This is a genomic window from [Muricauda] lutisoli (nom. illeg.) (assembly GCF_017313105.1).
Classification (GTDB): Bacteria; Bacteroidota; Bacteroidia; order Flavobacteriales; family Flavobacteriaceae; genus Flagellimonas; species Flagellimonas lutisoli.
Genome location: NZ_JAFLND010000001.1, coordinates 405,748 through 420,040 on the forward strand (window position 1 = coordinate 405,748; position 14,293 = coordinate 420,040).

The window sequence follows — 14,293 nt, forward strand, 5'->3', positions numbered from 1 at the left end:
GTGTACCTCACAAGATACTACAAATCACGTTTCTTCAATAATACGTAGGATAAATAGATGAATATAGCTGTCCAAAGAATCACGATCAAGAACTCGTACCAATACACATGGTAGTCGAATTTCATGTTTTCACCAATTTGCTCGCCTATATTCTGAACGGCGGAAAGTCTTGTGAATGGTTCTTTGATCAAGTTGGACATGGATTCCAGAGGGAAGAAGCGTTTTACTGCCTTGGCAGACTCCCAGCTCATTACCTTCCATCCCATCAAACCAAATACAACTTGCTCCAAAATGGTCCATAGAATAAGGAATCCCAATGCAAAGGCCGAGCGTTTTACCAAAATGCCCAAAAAGAGACAAAAAGAGAAGAAACCGACCAATTTTAAAAAGAAAGCAGGTAAAAATTCCATATCCGAAAAAATGATGGAGACCTCATTGTAATCGGAATAAACCAACCCCAGAATCATAGATACCACAAATACAAAAATGGTGGATATCAAAGCAAATGAAATCACGGTAAGCACTTTGGAAAGGATAAACTCCTTTTTGGACAAACCATCGATCAGGTTTTGTTTAATGGTCTTGTTACTGTATTCGTTGGACATCATGGAAACAATGACGATGGCCAAAAACAATTTGAACAATGCTGTGACGAAGGTGTTGAAATGCCAGATGTAAGGAAAATTAAAAATCCCTTGATCGGCCAAGTGAAACTGAACTGGGCCAATATCGAACTTTATGGCTGCGATCAGTGCTATCGATGTCAATAACACAAAATAGGAGATGATCAGCACTTTGCTGGCCCTATTGTTCCAAAGTTTTATGAATTCTATTTGTAGGAGACGTAACATTCGTTTTGTGATTAGTTATTGTTGGTCAAGGTTAAAAATTGTTCTTCCAGGCTCTCTTTTCTTTTCACTAGATGAGAAAGTACAATGCCTTTTTCAAATAGGGTCTTGTTCAAGCTCTCGGCATCCATTTCCTCTTTTAGATATGCGGTAATGGTGCCATTAAAGTTTTCCACTTTGCCAAAGCTTGCATTTTTTTCCAGGAGCTCTTGAAGTTGGTCCATGTTTGCAGCACGGAGTTCAAAAAAGCCATGACTGGCCAACATGCTGTCCACGGGACCTGTGTATAGATTTTCGCCCTTACGGAGGATGATAACGTGGGAGCACACCTTTTCCACTTCATCCAATAAATGGGATGCCAATAAAATGGTGGTGCCCTGACCTGCTATTACTTTTATGATTTCTCGAATTTGATGAATCCCCTGAGGATCCAAACCATTGGTGGGCTCGTCCAGAATTAAAATCTCTGGATCATTGAGCAGGGCCGAGGCAATGGCCAAACGCTGTTTCATACCCAGCGAATAGGTTCTGAACTTGCTGTTGCGGCGATCCCACAACCCGACCAATTCCAGTTTCTCCTGAATTTTGGTTTCGGGAACATCCTTTATTTTGCAGACCAATCTTAAATTTTGGATAGCGTTCATATAAGGATAAAAGTTAGGGCGTTCAATAATGGCACCTACCTTTTTAAGTGCATCATGAGTGGAAGTGGTTCCATCGAACCAGCTAAAATCGCCGGAAGTACGGTTGACCACATTTAATATAATGCCCAAAGTGGTGGACTTGCCACTGCCATTGGGTCCCAATATGCCATAAACGTTTCCCTTTTCTATGGTAAAGGAAAGATCTTTTACGGCTGTGAGGTAACCAAATTTTTTTGTAAGATGGTTAACGGTGAGTATTGTTTCCAAGAGATGCTATCGTTTTTTGAATGGTTTATACTAACTTGACGATGTTTATCGCATTTTGTTACAAAATAATCAAATACAATGTCCGAAGAGAAATTAATGTCGAAAAAGAAACCGGCCTATCCTATAAGCAAAGAGCTGGATGAATATTTGGATTATTACAATCGAAAAATTGAGATTCCTATCCATTATGAGGACCTTCTACGTTTTTCGGGAAGTGTTGCCGTTTATGATGCAAACGATGAAGATACCCTTTGGGTAAGGGTTTTTTATCCAGAGTTTGACCGAGATGAAATTGATTTGGCCCTGAAGCGTGTCTATTCAAATTTTGTTTCGGATGGTAGCGATTCCATTTTTCAGTACCTCAATGTGGATTATGTGGACTATTGCACTTTTGGGAATTCGAAACCTTTTAGAATCAAGGTTCGAAATATTTTGAACGATAACTACACCTTGTTCTATGTAAAAAGGACCGATGCATCACGGGTCTATGGTTTGGAGTTGGAGCATATGCTCTCACCGTACAATTTGAACTTTGTGATTTATGAGAACACCTTGATAGAGGAGCATATTGTGGGTATTCCCGGAGATGTTTTTATGAAAAAAAACCTACCGGAATGCACGGAATTCGAAAAAGCACAAATTGCCAAAGAATTTGTGAAGTTCAATGAAAGGTGCATGATACGTTTGTTGGGCGACATGCGCTCCTATAACTATGTGATCGTTCCTACCCACGATTTTGATAGTGTTGTTTATAAGATACGGGCCATTGACTTTGATCAACAATGTTACGAAGGCAAGATAAAAGTGTACCGTCCCCAATTTTTTAAGGAGAATAAAACAATGGTCGATTTGGTACAAGGTAAATTGACCATAGATTCCGTAAATCAATATATTGTGGAGGAACGTTCGATCATAGCCAAAAGAATACTTAGTTGGGGAAGAAGGTTAAAAAGGCTTATGGATGCATGTATCGCGGATACCATTGCACCTCCGGAAAACATAGAAACATTAAAAGCCCAACTTCAGGAGCTAACAGGTGATATTAACTTTAGGGATAGTAAAAACATGGGGGAAATACTTGCCCATGCTTTGGATTTTGTAAAACGAAATTACGAAGATGTGAGTATGAAACAGATTATAGATAAGAAGTTCTAACTTTTCTGTTCCTTGTTGAAATATACGAGGTAGTAGTACATCTGCCGTTCCTCGTCCCAACCTTTTTCCACAAATTTCTCTGCCGATTCAGGGTTGATGAAATCCATCTTAATTTGAATATTGGTATCCAAATTGATGACATTCTTGATTTTTTTACGGGCATCGCTCACCGCCTTGTTGGCAATATCAAAATTGGAAACGTCCTCAATGCTGTATTTGGGACCTTTTTCCACTTTGTAGTGTTTAAATTCCGGAATCAGTTCAGGGTTTTCCATAACCTCGTTCAAGAATGAAGTCTCTTCAAAATTGTCGTTTTTGGCAAAGTGGTTCACCGCACGGTTCATGAACATGACCTCTTGCTGTTTGTCTTCGGCGGGTAAAACCACGTCCTTGGCAAAGTTTTGGCAGAACTTGAGGTAATTTTTGGTGTAGAAATTCTCATCGGTCAATGGGAGAACACCTAAAAAGTTTTCCAACCAATATTTGGCATCATATCGGTTGCTGTCGACAGAAAGTACTTTGTACCCTTCTTCTTTATCGGTGTTAAAAACAATACAACCTTTATCCAGTTTATTGATGTTGATTCCCTGACGTATCAAAATTTCCAAGTTGTGCTCCTTTTCTTCAAACTGAAGAAAATCGTGTTTCAACTCACTTTTAAAAATACCAACGGCATCCGTTTTTTGGTTGTTGATTACCATATCTGAAAAATGGACCACATAAACTTCCCCGCTTTTAATATGCGGATGGTTGGACTGCTCATACAAGTGAGTGGTTATTTTTTTGGATAGCCTATGGTTGTCGGATGGGTTGTCGAATATTCCGGAAACGGCCATATAGACCTCGTTGAACTCCAGATCCACCTCATGGCCAAACTTATAGTAGTTCTCTTCTTTTTCCCTAAATGGTTTAAAGAAATACTCCTTTAGCAAACCGGACATTTCATCGTTTAGGGTAAAAGGCTCTGCAGATAAGAACGCAGATTCGTTTTTACTTTTGTTACCAACACGGTGAAGCGATATGCTTTCAATTTGGGCGGGATATAGGTTCAGCATTTTTAGGGGATGTGATTAATGGTTAAAAATTCAGGTCAAGTATGGGCTAGTTCCAGTTTTCGTCAAAGTCCATATCGTCATAACTGTCCAAAAGGTCGTCATAATCTCCTTCATCATCATTGGGTTCTGCCTCAAACTGTTTTTCTGGTGGGGCATCGGGCAGTTCACCAAAGGTAAAAAGCACATTGGGGTAAATTCTGCCATCTTCTTTTTCAACAATATCGGCGAGTTCCACAAAAAAGGTCCACATGCTGAAAAAGTCGTAAACATAGATCAGCTTGGGATTTTTTTCGTTCATGACATCAGCTAAAGTGGTTTCGTTCATTAACCGAATATCCGAACCACTCTCACTCATATCAAAAAGGGCAATTTCCTCGTCTTGGTTCCATTCTTCATCACAAGTGTAGAACGAGGCCATTTCACTCCCCTCAAAACCAAAAGCTTGGGTAATGGCATTGTGGAAATCTTCCAAATTACTTTGGTCCTCAATTTCGATATCACGAAAGATATCTTCCTCAGCATCAAGTATTATCCTGATTTTATAAATCATCCATCAAATTTTAGAGTGGGCACAAAGGTACAATAAATAGACCTTATTTGGAGAACCTGTGCAGGGTAAAAGTCATGGCGGCCAAAAGGAAAAACGCCCCTATTTGATGTGCAATTCCCAGCCAAAGCGGCACTGCATAGATCAACGTGAGCACACCCAGTAAAAACTGCACAAAAACCAAGGCCAACAAACTTTGCAATCCTTTTTCTTGAAGTTTTGTTGTCTGGATTTTTCGCGTTCTGAACCAAATCAGTGCAATAACCGCAACTACAATATAGGCGAGATAGCGGTGCACGAACTGGACCCCACTTTTTCCTTCAAAAAAGTTTTTGATAACCGGCTGCTGCTCAATGTATACGGTTTCGTGAATCAGCTTGCCGTCGCTCATCAAAGGCCAATGGTTGTGTATAAAACCTGCATCCAATCCAGCTACAAAAGCTCCCCAAATGATCTGGAGCAACAGCAGTACGAGTCCGACCCGGATCAAGTTTCTTATTTTCTTGTTGATTTCTTTTTTTTCGGGGTACACAAGGTCCAAAGCCACCCATAAACTGTAGGCAAAGGTCAGGAATGCCGTGGTCAAGTGTGCGGCCAATCTAAAGTGGGAAACATCGGGACGGTCCACAAGGCCACTTTTAACCATGTACCAGCCCAAAAAGCCCTGGAATCCGCCCATAAAGAGCAAAATCAAACATTTTTTAATGGTCGACCTATCCAATTTTTTGGTGACCAAAAAGAAAAGGAACGGCACAATGAATACTACTCCAATAAATCTTCCAATTACTCTGTGCAACCATTCCCAGAAGTAGATGTCCTTGAACTCATCAAGACCAAAATGATAATTGAGTTTCTGGTATTCCGGGTATTGCTTGTACAGTTCAAAAGCTTCTTGCCATTCCTGTTCGTTCATCGGTGGAATGGTTCCCTGTATCAATTTGTAGTCGGAAATCGAAAGTCCAGAGTGGGTAAGCCGCGTTATGCCCCCCACTAAAACCATGACAAAAATGAGAAAACATCCAGTTAACAACCAATACACTACATATTTGTTCTTTTTCATTCGGAATGGATTTTTAAATTCATTTTTTTGCCTTTTTCCAACATAAAATTATAGGCGGCCTCGTATTCGTTGGGGATTTCTCCCTCTAAAATTGCTTCTTTGATAGCATCTTTGATAATGCCTATTTCCTTGGAAGGTTTTAGGTTAAAGGTCTTCATGATCTCTTCACCGGATACAGGTGGCTGAAAGTTCCGGATATGGTCACGCTCTTCGACCTCTACTATTTTTTGGCGAACTATTTTGAAATTGTTCTTGTATTTTTTCTGTTTCTTCGGGTTCTTGGTTGTAATATCGGCCTCACACAAGGTCATAAGGTCTTCCACAAAATCTCCAGCGTCGAAGACCAATCGTCTTACTGCAGAATCGGTCACATGGTCTTCGGACAAAATGATGGGCCTAGAACTCATCAATACCATTTTCTGAACGAATTTCATCTTTTCGTTCAACGGCATTCGTAACCTTTTGAAGAGTTTGTAAACCATTTTTGCTCCCACAAATTCGTGTGCATGGAACGTCCATCCAATTTTTTTATGGAATTTTTTGGTGGGCGCCTTGCCGATATCGTGCAGCAATGCAGCCCATCGCAACCAGAGGTTGTCCGTGGTTTCCGCTATATTGTCCACCACTTCCAGAGTGTGCCAAAAGTTATCTTTGTGGCGTTGGCCCTCTATTTCTTCAATGCCTTGCAGCGCTGTCAGTTCGGGTAGAATCAAGGGAAGCAATCCTGTTTGGTGCATCAATTTGAAACCTAGGGACGGTTTGGGACTCATCAATATTTTGTTCAGTTCGTCCACGATACGTTCCTTGGAAACTATTTTGATACGGTCCTTGTTCTCGGTAATGGCCTGAAGCGATTTCAATTCAATGGTAAAATGCAATTGTGTGGCAAATCGAATGGCACGCATCATACGCAAGGGGTCATCCGAATAGGTGATACCGGGTTCCAATGGTGTTCGAATGATTTCCCTGTCCAGATCGGCCAAGCCATCAAAAGGATCTAGGAGTTCCCCAAAATTGGATTTGTTCAATGCCAAGGCCATGGCGTTGATGGTAAAATCGCGACGGTTCTGATCGTCTTCCAAGGTGCCATCTTCCACAATGGGTTTTCGGCTATCCCGATTATAGCTTTCTTTTCGGGCGCCCACAAATTCCAGCTCCAAATCCTTGTGCTTGATCATGGCCGTTCCAAAATTCTTGAATACGGAAATCTCAGGTTTTCCTTTTAATTTGGAGGCCACTTTTTTGGCGAGTTCTATTCCACTGCCAATGGCCACAATGTCGATATCCTTCGGGGTATTTCTTTTTAAAAAATAATCACGAACAAAACCACCGATGACGTAAGCGTCCACGCCCAACTCATCTGAAGCTTCGCCAATAAGTTTAAAAATAGGATGTTGTATTGCTTCTGTATGGAATTCCTTCGCCATTGTTATTCCCGAATAACCTTCACCTGTCCATCACTACTCAGCTTAATGATAGAGGAGGGGGAAGGGTTTGTACTTTCGTCTGGCAAATTTACCACATAGTCCACTCCTTTTAAAATTTCTTCATCAATATCCTTGAATTGTTTTGGAGTGGGATTGCCCGAGATATTGGCCGATGTGGATACAATGGGCTTTCTGAATTTATTGATGAGGTATTGGCAAAATTTATCCGAAGCCACGCGAATGGCCAAGGTGTTGTCTTCCGCCACCAGATTGCTGGCTATGCCCATGGGGTTGTCGAATACGATAGTGGTTGGTTTTGTGGCCAGGTCCATAATATCGTAGGCCACATCAGGTACTTCTTTTACATGCCGTTCCAACATGGCCTGGTTCGCTACCAAACAGATGAGTGCCTTGGAGTCTTCTCGCTTTTTTAGGGCGTATACTTTTTTAACGGCTTCCGGATTGGTGGCATCGCACCCTATGCCCCAAACCGTGTCGGTAGGGTAGAGTATGAGTCCACCCTCCTGTAATACTTTATGGCAGTTATTGATTTCTTCGGTCAATGTTTTCGAATTTTAGTTGAAAGTGGTCGGTCAACGCCTGCCACTGTATTCTGTTTTTGTCCATCCCAATGTTTCCTTTTTTCAAGGAAACCTTTTGAGAGCCCCAAATGGGAATTGGTTCTTTTCCGCTATTGTCGGCTTGAATGGAATATGTTCCCTTGATCAGCCCCATTATTTTGAACCATAAATCGTCGGCATTGGGTGCAAGTTTCAGGAACAGGTCTTGCTCAAATACTTTTTGGTCCATTGTGTTGGGTGGGTACAAAGTTCCGCCTGCTCCAATGGGTAACGTCAATTTTGGATTTTCACATCCTGATTCATTTGGTTTCCATTGTTTGTAGGGCAGTAGCTCACCTGATTCATCATAAGTGATACATCGCGTTTGATTGGCGACAATGTTGTCAGGATGTTTTTGATGGGCCTCATATAGCTTCGATAGCCAATTTTTTCGGTACATCATATCATCATCACAAGTAATGATGGTTTTTTCTGGATACTGTTTTAAAGGCTCGACCAATTTTCTGTGTGAACTAAAATAATCGGTAAATTTAATATCGAACAAATCGCTGGTCAAACTATTCAGTTTTTTTGGGATTTTACCTTTTAGGTCTTCATGCAGCCAAAGCACAATTTTTTCAGGTAATACATCTTGATTCAGCAAACTCCGGATAGTAAGATGTACAATCTTTAACCTTGAAGGAATTGAAGCCAATGAAACAATTACAGGAATTTGCTTTTTATTGGATGTAAGCGCCTCCTTGGATTGCCAAGATAATTTAGCTTGATGAAAAAGTGAAACAGGAATTTCCTTGACCTTCATTCTGGAAGTTTAGAATCACAAAATTAAGGATATGAGATAACATTTAATATTTCTATTTTTGCTCCAATGAACCAAAAGGAAAAGGAATCGCCGAAAATATCAGTAATCGTAAGCACTTATAATGCCGAAGAATGGCTAAAAAAAGTGCTTTGGGGCTTTAATTGCCAAGTTTTTAAAGACTTTGAGGTAGTTGTTGCCGATGATGGTTCAGGGCCAAAGACCAAGGAATTATTGGAGGAGATGTCCAAAAAGGTCTTTTACCCTATTGTCCATGTTTGGCAGGAGGACGATGGGTTTCAGAAGTCCAGAATATTGAACAAGGCGGTTGAGGCCTGTAATGCCGAGTACATCATCATGACGGACGGTGATTGCATTCCACGGGAGGATTTTGTTGAGGTGCATTACATTAATAAAGAGCCGGGATATTTCATTTCGGGGGGCTATTATATGCTGCCGATGAATATTTCCAAGATGATTACTTTGGAAGATATTGAAAAGCAACATTGTTTCAATATCCATTGGCTCAAGGAAAAAGGTATTCCAAAAACATTTAAGAACAATAAACTAACGGCAAACGGAATTGTCTCCAAGTTGCTGAATAGGTTTACTCCGACCAATGCCAGTTGGAACGGTCACAATTCATCTGGTTGGAAAAAGGATATTTTAAATGTAAACGGCTTTGATGAGCGCATGCAATATGGAGGGCAGGACCGTGAATTGGGCGAACGTTTGTTCAATTTCGGGATAAAGTCAAAACAGTTGCGTTACAGTGCGGTTTGTGTGCACTTAGATCATAAAAGAGGATACAAAACACCGGAGTCCATAGCCAAAAACCAAGCGATACGAAAGGAAACCAGGTCAAACAAGTTAGTGTGGACGCACTATGGCATTACCAAATAATAAGCAAGCTCATTTTTCTTTTCCAATCTTTTTAGTTCTCTGAACCTTTCCAAAACACCAAGAGCATTAAGGTAGCAGATGGTCCATCCTTTTTTGCCGTCCAATATGCCCAAACGGAGGATGTAATGGTTAAAGAATTTCCAAAAAGGTTTTACCGCCATCAAAAGGTAATTAAAGTGTTTTTCCTTGTAAAAGTCCTCTTTCGCCTTTAGTTGTCCGTATTTAAGCATTTTACCCTTATAGTCCTCGTAGTTTTTGTAGCAAAAATGGGTTAACTTTTCCGTCAAGACCCCAGATTCACCATCAACTACTAAGGTTTCGTGCACAATCTTCCTGTCGGTAAAACGTGCTTTACTTTTTCTAAAAAGCCTATGATTTTTATCGGTTTGCCAGCCACTAAAGTTCAATGGCTCATTTTTGAACATAAACTTTCTATAGAACCAATAAGCTTCGTGTGCGTTGGGGTCATTTATAGTGGCTGTGATTTCCTCCTGAAGTTTTTCCGTTACCACTTCATCGGCATCCAAAAATAAGATCCAGTCGTTCGTTGCCTGTTTAAGTGTGTAGGATTTTTGGGCCGTAAAATTTTCAAACGGGTTTTGTATCACTTTTACTTTTGGGTGATCCAATAAATATTCATACGTACCATCGGTACTAAAGGAATCAACAACGATAATTTCATCGGCAAAAGAAATGGAATCAATGCATTTTTCAATGTATCCAATTTCGTTGTAGGTGATAACAAGTGCTGATAATTTTTGCTTTGGGGTGCTCAATCCAGCCATAATTTATTGGTGTAGTGTTTCGGTATATACAAATCTATAACAAAAAAATAGCGTAAAAATTGTTTGAACGTTTCTTTTTCTTACAAACAATCAAACTCTCAATTTCCCTACTCTTTTATTGTTAAATTCCTAAACTATTATTCTGTCCGTTATATCAAAGAGGGTGAAAAGTAAATAGGGTTGCTTCAATTTTTGAAAAAAGCAACCCTATTATGGTATTTGAGCCCTAATCCTTGATTTGAACAAAGATTAAAAGTATTTAAACCGCTACATCATGTTCTCTGAGGGCGTTGTTCAACGAAGTCTTCTTGTCCGTGCTTTCCTTTCGCTTACCAATAATCAACGCGCAGGGTACTTGATAATCACCTGCTGGAAATTTTTTGGTATAACTTCCGGGAATCACAACAGATCTAGCTGGAACGCGACCTTTCAATTCTATGGGTTTATCTCCGGTTACATCTATTATTTTGGTTGATGCCGTCAAAACCACATTGGCACCTAAAACGGCCTCTTTTTCTACACGAACACCTTCCACAACAATACATCTGGAGCCGATAAAGGCATTATCTTCAATGATCACGGGAGCGGCTTGTAGAGGTTCCAATACGCCACCGATACCAACACCACCACTTAAGTGGACATTTTTACCGATTTGTGCACAACTTCCCACCGTGGCCCAAGTATCCACCATGGTCCCTTCATCTACGTAGGCACCAATGTTCACATAACTAGGCATCAAAATAGTGCCTTTGGAAATGTAGGCCCCGTGCCTTGCAACTGCATGGGGAACTACGCGAACACCCTTTTCTTTATATCCTTTTTTCAATGGGATTTTATCATGATATTCAAAAATACCGGCTTCAAGTACTTCCATTTTTTGTATGGGAAAATATAGCACTACGGCCTTTTTAACCCATTCGTTGATTTGCCAACCATCTTCCGTAGGTTCGGCGCAACGCAATTCACCTATATCTATTAAGTCTATTACTTCACGAATGGCAATTTGAGTTTTTTCATCTTCCAACAACTCCCTATTGTCCCACGCTTGTTCTATCAGCGATCTTAATCCTGTCATTTTTCTTAAAGTTTTGACAAAGATAAGCCCCATGGCAGAATTATGCCCCCCATTTTTAAGCGCATAACATTTTTAAGGTTATTTTTGCCAAAAAATTATTTTGGCTAGAATTTTAGCTTTGGATTTTGGAAAAGTAAGGACCGGTATCGCAGTTACCGACGAACTCCAGTTGATCGCTTCTGGGCTTACGACGGTGGAAACCAAGGACCTTTTGAATTTTCTGAAGGAGTATTTAAAAAAGGAAACCGTTGAGCTTTTTGTGGTGGGCTTGCCAAAACAAATGGACAATACGGCCTCTGAGTCGGAAGCGCTTATCCAAGAATTTTTGAAAAAGCTGAAAGCCAATTTCCCTTCAGTTCCAGTGGAGCGCCAAGATGAACGGTTTACATCCAAAATGGCGTTCCAGTCCATGTTGGACAGCGGAATGAAAAAGAAGAAGAGAAGGGACAAGGCCCTAGTCGATGAAATAAGTGCCACGCTTATATTGCAGGCCTACATAAACAGATTTTGATTTATGATTTTACCCATAGTAGCTTACGGAGACCCCGTTTTGCGAAAAAAAGCAAAAGATATCACATCCGATTATCCAAAACTGGATGAACTGATGACAAACATGTGGGAGACCATGTACAATGCTCATGGCGTTGGTTTGGCTGCCCCACAGGTAGGACTTCCCATACGAATGTTTATGGTGGACACCACACCTTTTGCGGATGATGATGAATTGACCGAAGCCGAACAGAAACAACTCGATGGATTCAAAAAAGTGTTCATCAACGCCAGGATTGAAGAGGAAAATGGCAAGGAGTGGGACTTTAACGAAGGTTGTTTGAGCATCCCGGATATCCGTGAAGATGTAAAACGTAAGCCCGAAATCACCATTACATATTTGGATGAGGATTTTAAAGAACACACTGAAACCTTTGATGGCCTGTTGGCTCGGGTGATTCAGCACGAATACGACCACATCGAGGGCATTTTGTTCACCGATAAGCTCTCATCCTTAAGAAAACGACTTTTAAAAAGCCGATTGGAAAAGATTTCCAAAGGAAAAATCAATGTGGATTACCGAATGAGGTTTCCCAATATCAAAAAAGGACGTTAAAAAAATCGCTATTTGCGATAAAAACATATTTTTGCGCCCATAAATTACTATTTGAATGGCATTAGAAAAGATTTTATCTATTGGAGGTAAACCGGGACTTTACAAATTATTGACCCAAACCCGAGGTGGCTTTGTTGGCGAATCCCTATTGGATGGCAAACGTGTAACCGTTGGTTTAAGAAGCAATGTAAGCGTATTGTCCGAAATAGCCATTTACACCTTGGAAGAGGAACTTCCCTTGCGAGAAGTGTTCCAAAAAATCAAGGAAAAAGAAGGGGGTGAAAAAACATCCATCAGCCACAAGGCCGAAAAAATCGAATTGGAAGAGTATTTCTTCGAAGTGCTTCCCAATTATGATGAGGACAGGGTGTACGCTAGTGACATCAAAAAGATCATACAGTGGTACAACATCCTTCTCGACAACAACATTACTGACTTTGTTGAAGACGAAAAGGATGCTGAAGAACCTACCGTGTCTGCCTCCGAAGAGGAAGAATAAACACTATTCTTTTTTCCAATCCACCAATTTTGTTGGATAATAATTGATTTCCATGGCTTCCAAATACGGAGCTTGTGCAGCTAGGCGCTCTTTGTAGTCATCCCAATTAAGGTGTTCGCTTGGAGACCATCCCAATTCGCCGTATCCGATCAATCTTGGGAATGCCAAATATTCCAATTCGGATCCGTTGCTAATGGTCTCTGACCATAGCGGAGCTTCAATTCCTAGAATATTTTCTTTGGCCAGCCCTTCAACATAGGTTTCCGGATCCCATTTGTACCCGACATCGACTGGGATGTAACCTGCCCAGTGCAATCCGTATTCCGAAATGGAATCGTATTGCATGTCCAAATAGGCCTTCTTGGCAGGCGATATTATAATTTTAGAACCATTTTCAGCAGCCTTCAAAGCATTTTCAGGTTCGTTCCAGAGTTGCGCAATGGAGTTGGGGTCGAGTTCCGCCTGTGCGATTTCGTTCCAGCCAATCATTCTTTTGTTGTGCTTTTGCACAATTTCTTCCACTTTTTCCACAAAAAGAATGTAGTCGCTCTTTTTGGTTACATGGCTTTCATCGCCACCAATATGAAAATAGGGACCAGGTGTCATCGCTGCAATCTCGCCGATCACATCATCCAAAAAGCTGTAAACGGTGTCTTTTTTAGCATCAAAAGAGCTGTAGCCTACTTTCATGTCGGTTCTGACCCGCGGAGTTTCTGCCCCGGCATAATGCAAAAAGGGATAACTCAAGGATGCCGCATTGGTGTGTCCCGGCATATCAATTTCCGGTACAATGGTAATATGTCTGTCCGCAGCATAGGCCACAATGTCTTTGTATTGTTCTTGCGTGTAAAATCCGCCTTCGCCGCCACCAACTTCGCTGGCACCACCAACTTCAGTAAGTTTTGGCCAAGATTTAATTTCAATGCGCCATCCCTGATCATCGGATAGGTGCAAATGCAATGTGTTGAATTTGTAGTATGCCAAGGCATCAATGTATTTTTTGACTTCATCCACGGTAAAAAAGTGCCGGGACACGTCCAACATGGAACTGCGATATCCGTATTTTGGAGCATCCATGATCTTGCCCGATGGAATTACCCAAATGGGACGGTCCGTTAACGTGTCATTACTTTGTTCCGGAATAAGCTGGCGAATGGTCTGTATACCTCTAAAGGCACCTGCGGCAGTTTTAGCGTTCAATAAAATAGAATCCCTTTTTATATAAAGTTGATAGGCTTCAGGACTTTCCAAATCCACACTATCGGATTGGTTGATGTAGATCAATCGCTCCAAATTATCTTCGGATGCTGCGTTTACAGCAAGATCAAGTCCTGTTTTGGACTTTATGTTCCCGGCTAAAAATTGCCCTACTTTCTCAAATTCGGGATTTGTCGTCGAAGTATAAATAGCGGTTTTGGCATCCAGCCCAAAAGCACTCCCCGTAGGAATGGTTTTTATGGGTTTTGGAATCAAAGGAGCATTGGCTAGGTCTGTTTTGGGAAAATTGATTTCCTCTTTTTCGGTTTGGCAAGCTGCCATGCAG

General features: G+C 40.9%; 16 protein-coding genes. 5 read left to right on the plus strand and 11 right to left on the minus strand.

Annotated features, from left to right (window positions below):
- Positions 1-17: 17 nt before the first annotated feature.
- Positions 18-851 (minus strand): ABC transporter permease, encoded by an 834-nt coding sequence (locus J0X13_RS01970; RefSeq protein WP_207069801.1) that lies wholly within the window; start codon positions 849-851, stop codon positions 18-20.
- A gap of 11 nt (positions 852-862) precedes the next feature.
- A complete protein-coding gene (locus J0X13_RS01975) occupies positions 863-1,759 on the minus strand; it encodes an ABC transporter ATP-binding protein (protein WP_207069802.1) in 897 nt (298 codons plus the stop codon).
- A 78-nt stretch (positions 1,760-1,837) separates the two neighbouring features.
- Here J0X13_RS01975 and J0X13_RS01980 point away from each other — a divergent pair, with 78 nt between their 5' ends.
- Complete coding sequence (locus J0X13_RS01980; RefSeq protein ID WP_207069803.1) at positions 1,838-2,914, plus strand: hypothetical protein; 1,077 nt, start codon at positions 1,838-1,840, stop codon at positions 2,912-2,914.
- Here J0X13_RS01980 and J0X13_RS01985 read toward each other — a convergent pair.
- Genes J0X13_RS01985 through J0X13_RS02010 form a run of 6 tightly spaced genes read right to left on the minus strand, consistent with a single transcriptional unit; the run spans position 2,911 to position 8,386 of the window.
- On the minus strand, positions 2,911-3,969 hold the full coding sequence (locus J0X13_RS01985; RefSeq protein ID WP_207069804.1) for a nucleoid-associated protein: 1,059 nt from the start codon (positions 3,967-3,969) through the stop codon (positions 2,911-2,913). The genes J0X13_RS01980 and J0X13_RS01985 overlap by 4 nt on opposite strands.
- A 46-nt stretch (positions 3,970-4,015) precedes the next feature.
- Positions 4,016-4,519 (minus strand): IS1096 element passenger TnpR family protein, encoded by a 504-nt coding sequence (locus tag J0X13_RS01990; protein ID WP_207069805.1) that lies wholly within the window; start codon positions 4,517-4,519, stop codon positions 4,016-4,018.
- Positions 4,520-4,562: 43 nt separating this feature from the next.
- A complete protein-coding gene (locus tag J0X13_RS01995) occupies positions 4,563-5,576 on the minus strand; it encodes a COX15/CtaA family protein (RefSeq protein ID WP_207069806.1) in 1,014 nt (337 codons plus the stop codon).
- On the minus strand, positions 5,573-7,003 hold the full coding sequence (locus J0X13_RS02000) for a CCA tRNA nucleotidyltransferase (protein WP_207069807.1): 1,431 nt from the start codon (positions 7,001-7,003) through the stop codon (positions 5,573-5,575). The genes J0X13_RS01995 and J0X13_RS02000 overlap by 4 nt, the downstream gene beginning before the upstream one ends.
- A gap of 2 nt (positions 7,004-7,005) precedes the next feature.
- Positions 7,006-7,566 (minus strand): L-threonylcarbamoyladenylate synthase, encoded by a 561-nt coding sequence (locus tag J0X13_RS02005; RefSeq protein ID WP_207069809.1) that lies wholly within the window; start codon positions 7,564-7,566, stop codon positions 7,006-7,008.
- Positions 7,547-8,386 (minus strand): zinc-binding alcohol dehydrogenase, encoded by an 840-nt coding sequence (locus J0X13_RS02010; RefSeq protein ID WP_207069810.1) that lies wholly within the window; start codon positions 8,384-8,386, stop codon positions 7,547-7,549. Before J0X13_RS02010 ends, J0X13_RS02005 begins: the two co-directional genes overlap by 20 nt.
- Positions 8,387-8,452: 66 nt before the next feature.
- Between J0X13_RS02010 and J0X13_RS02015 the strand changes: the two genes are divergently transcribed.
- Complete coding sequence (locus J0X13_RS02015; RefSeq protein WP_207069811.1) at positions 8,453-9,286, plus strand: glycosyltransferase family 2 protein; 834 nt, start codon at positions 8,453-8,455, stop codon at positions 9,284-9,286.
- Here J0X13_RS02015 and J0X13_RS02020 read toward each other — a convergent pair.
- Both J0X13_RS02020 and J0X13_RS02025 read right to left on the minus strand, forming a co-directional pair.
- Positions 9,268-10,071, minus strand: coding sequence for a glycosyltransferase family 2 protein (locus tag J0X13_RS02020; RefSeq protein WP_207069812.1), 804 nt, complete (start codon positions 10,069-10,071; stop codon positions 9,268-9,270). The genes J0X13_RS02015 and J0X13_RS02020 overlap by 19 nt on opposite strands.
- A gap of 259 nt (positions 10,072-10,330) precedes the next feature.
- Positions 10,331-11,146 carry a 2,3,4,5-tetrahydropyridine-2,6-dicarboxylate N-succinyltransferase gene (locus J0X13_RS02025; protein WP_207069813.1) on the minus strand — a complete coding sequence of 272 codons (816 nt, stop codon included), beginning with the start codon at positions 11,144-11,146 and terminating at the stop codon, positions 10,331-10,333.
- 100 nt (positions 11,147-11,246) lie between these two features.
- On the opposite strand from J0X13_RS02025, the gene ruvX reads away from it, so the two are divergent.
- The 3 genes from ruvX to J0X13_RS02040 are packed head-to-tail and all read left to right on the plus strand — an operon-like array spanning position 11,247 to position 12,750.
- Positions 11,247-11,657 carry a Holliday junction resolvase RuvX gene (gene ruvX / locus J0X13_RS02030; protein ID WP_207069814.1) on the plus strand — a complete coding sequence of 137 codons (411 nt, stop codon included), beginning with the start codon at positions 11,247-11,249 and terminating at the stop codon, positions 11,655-11,657.
- Positions 11,658-11,660: 3 nt separating this feature from the next.
- Positions 11,661-12,251, plus strand: a complete 591-nt coding sequence (gene def / locus J0X13_RS02035) for a peptide deformylase (RefSeq protein WP_207069815.1) — start codon at positions 11,661-11,663, stop codon at positions 12,249-12,251.
- Between the two features lie 55 nt (positions 12,252-12,306).
- Complete coding sequence (locus J0X13_RS02040) at positions 12,307-12,750, plus strand: DUF5606 family protein (protein ID WP_207069816.1); 444 nt, start codon at positions 12,307-12,309, stop codon at positions 12,748-12,750.
- A 3-nt stretch (positions 12,751-12,753) separates the two neighbouring features.
- Here J0X13_RS02040 and J0X13_RS02045 read toward each other — a convergent pair whose 3' ends face one another.
- Complete coding sequence (locus tag J0X13_RS02045) at positions 12,754-14,289, minus strand: beta-N-acetylhexosaminidase (protein WP_207070785.1); 1,536 nt, start codon at positions 14,287-14,289, stop codon at positions 12,754-12,756.
- Positions 14,290-14,293: the final 4 nt, after the last annotated feature.

What these genes read in the sequence shown, in the direction of transcription:
- J0X13_RS02015 (WP_207069811.1), top strand. Translation starts at nt 8,453, where the DNA reads ATGAACCAAAAGGAAAAGGAATCGCCGAAAATATCAGTAATCGTAAGC.
- J0X13_RS01980 (WP_207069803.1), top strand. Translation starts at nt 1,838, where the DNA reads ATGTCCGAAGAGAAATTAATGTCGAAAAAGAAACCGGCCTATCCTATA.
- J0X13_RS01985 (WP_207069804.1), bottom strand. Translation starts at nt 3,969, where the DNA reads ATGCTGAACCTATATCCCGCCCAAATTGAAAGCATATCGCTTCACCGT.
- J0X13_RS02000 (WP_207069807.1), bottom strand. Translation starts at nt 7,003, where the DNA reads ATGGCGAAGGAATTCCATACAGAAGCAATACAACATCCTATTTTTAAA.
- J0X13_RS02020 (WP_207069812.1), bottom strand. Translation starts at nt 10,071, where the DNA reads ATGGCTGGATTGAGCACCCCAAAGCAAAAATTATCAGCACTTGTTATC.
- J0X13_RS01995 (WP_207069806.1), bottom strand. Translation starts at nt 5,576, where the DNA reads ATGAAAAAGAACAAATATGTAGTGTATTGGTTGTTAACTGGATGTTTT.
- J0X13_RS02040 (WP_207069816.1), top strand. Translation starts at nt 12,307, where the DNA reads ATGGCATTAGAAAAGATTTTATCTATTGGAGGTAAACCGGGACTTTAC.
- J0X13_RS02010 (WP_207069810.1), bottom strand. Translation starts at nt 8,386, where the DNA reads ATGAAGGTCAAGGAAATTCCTGTTTCACTTTTTCATCAAGCTAAATTA.
- J0X13_RS01970 (WP_207069801.1), bottom strand. Translation starts at nt 851, where the DNA reads ATGTTACGTCTCCTACAAATAGAATTCATAAAACTTTGGAACAATAGG.
- J0X13_RS02025 (WP_207069813.1), bottom strand. Translation starts at nt 11,146, where the DNA reads ATGACAGGATTAAGATCGCTGATAGAACAAGCGTGGGACAATAGGGAG.
- J0X13_RS01990 (WP_207069805.1), bottom strand. Translation starts at nt 4,519, where the DNA reads ATGATTTATAAAATCAGGATAATACTTGATGCTGAGGAAGATATCTTT.
- def (WP_207069815.1), top strand. Translation starts at nt 11,661, where the DNA reads ATGATTTTACCCATAGTAGCTTACGGAGACCCCGTTTTGCGAAAAAAA.
- J0X13_RS02045 (WP_207070785.1), bottom strand. Translation starts at nt 14,289, where the DNA reads ATGGCAGCTTGCCAAACCGAAAAAGAGGAAATCAATTTTCCCAAAACA.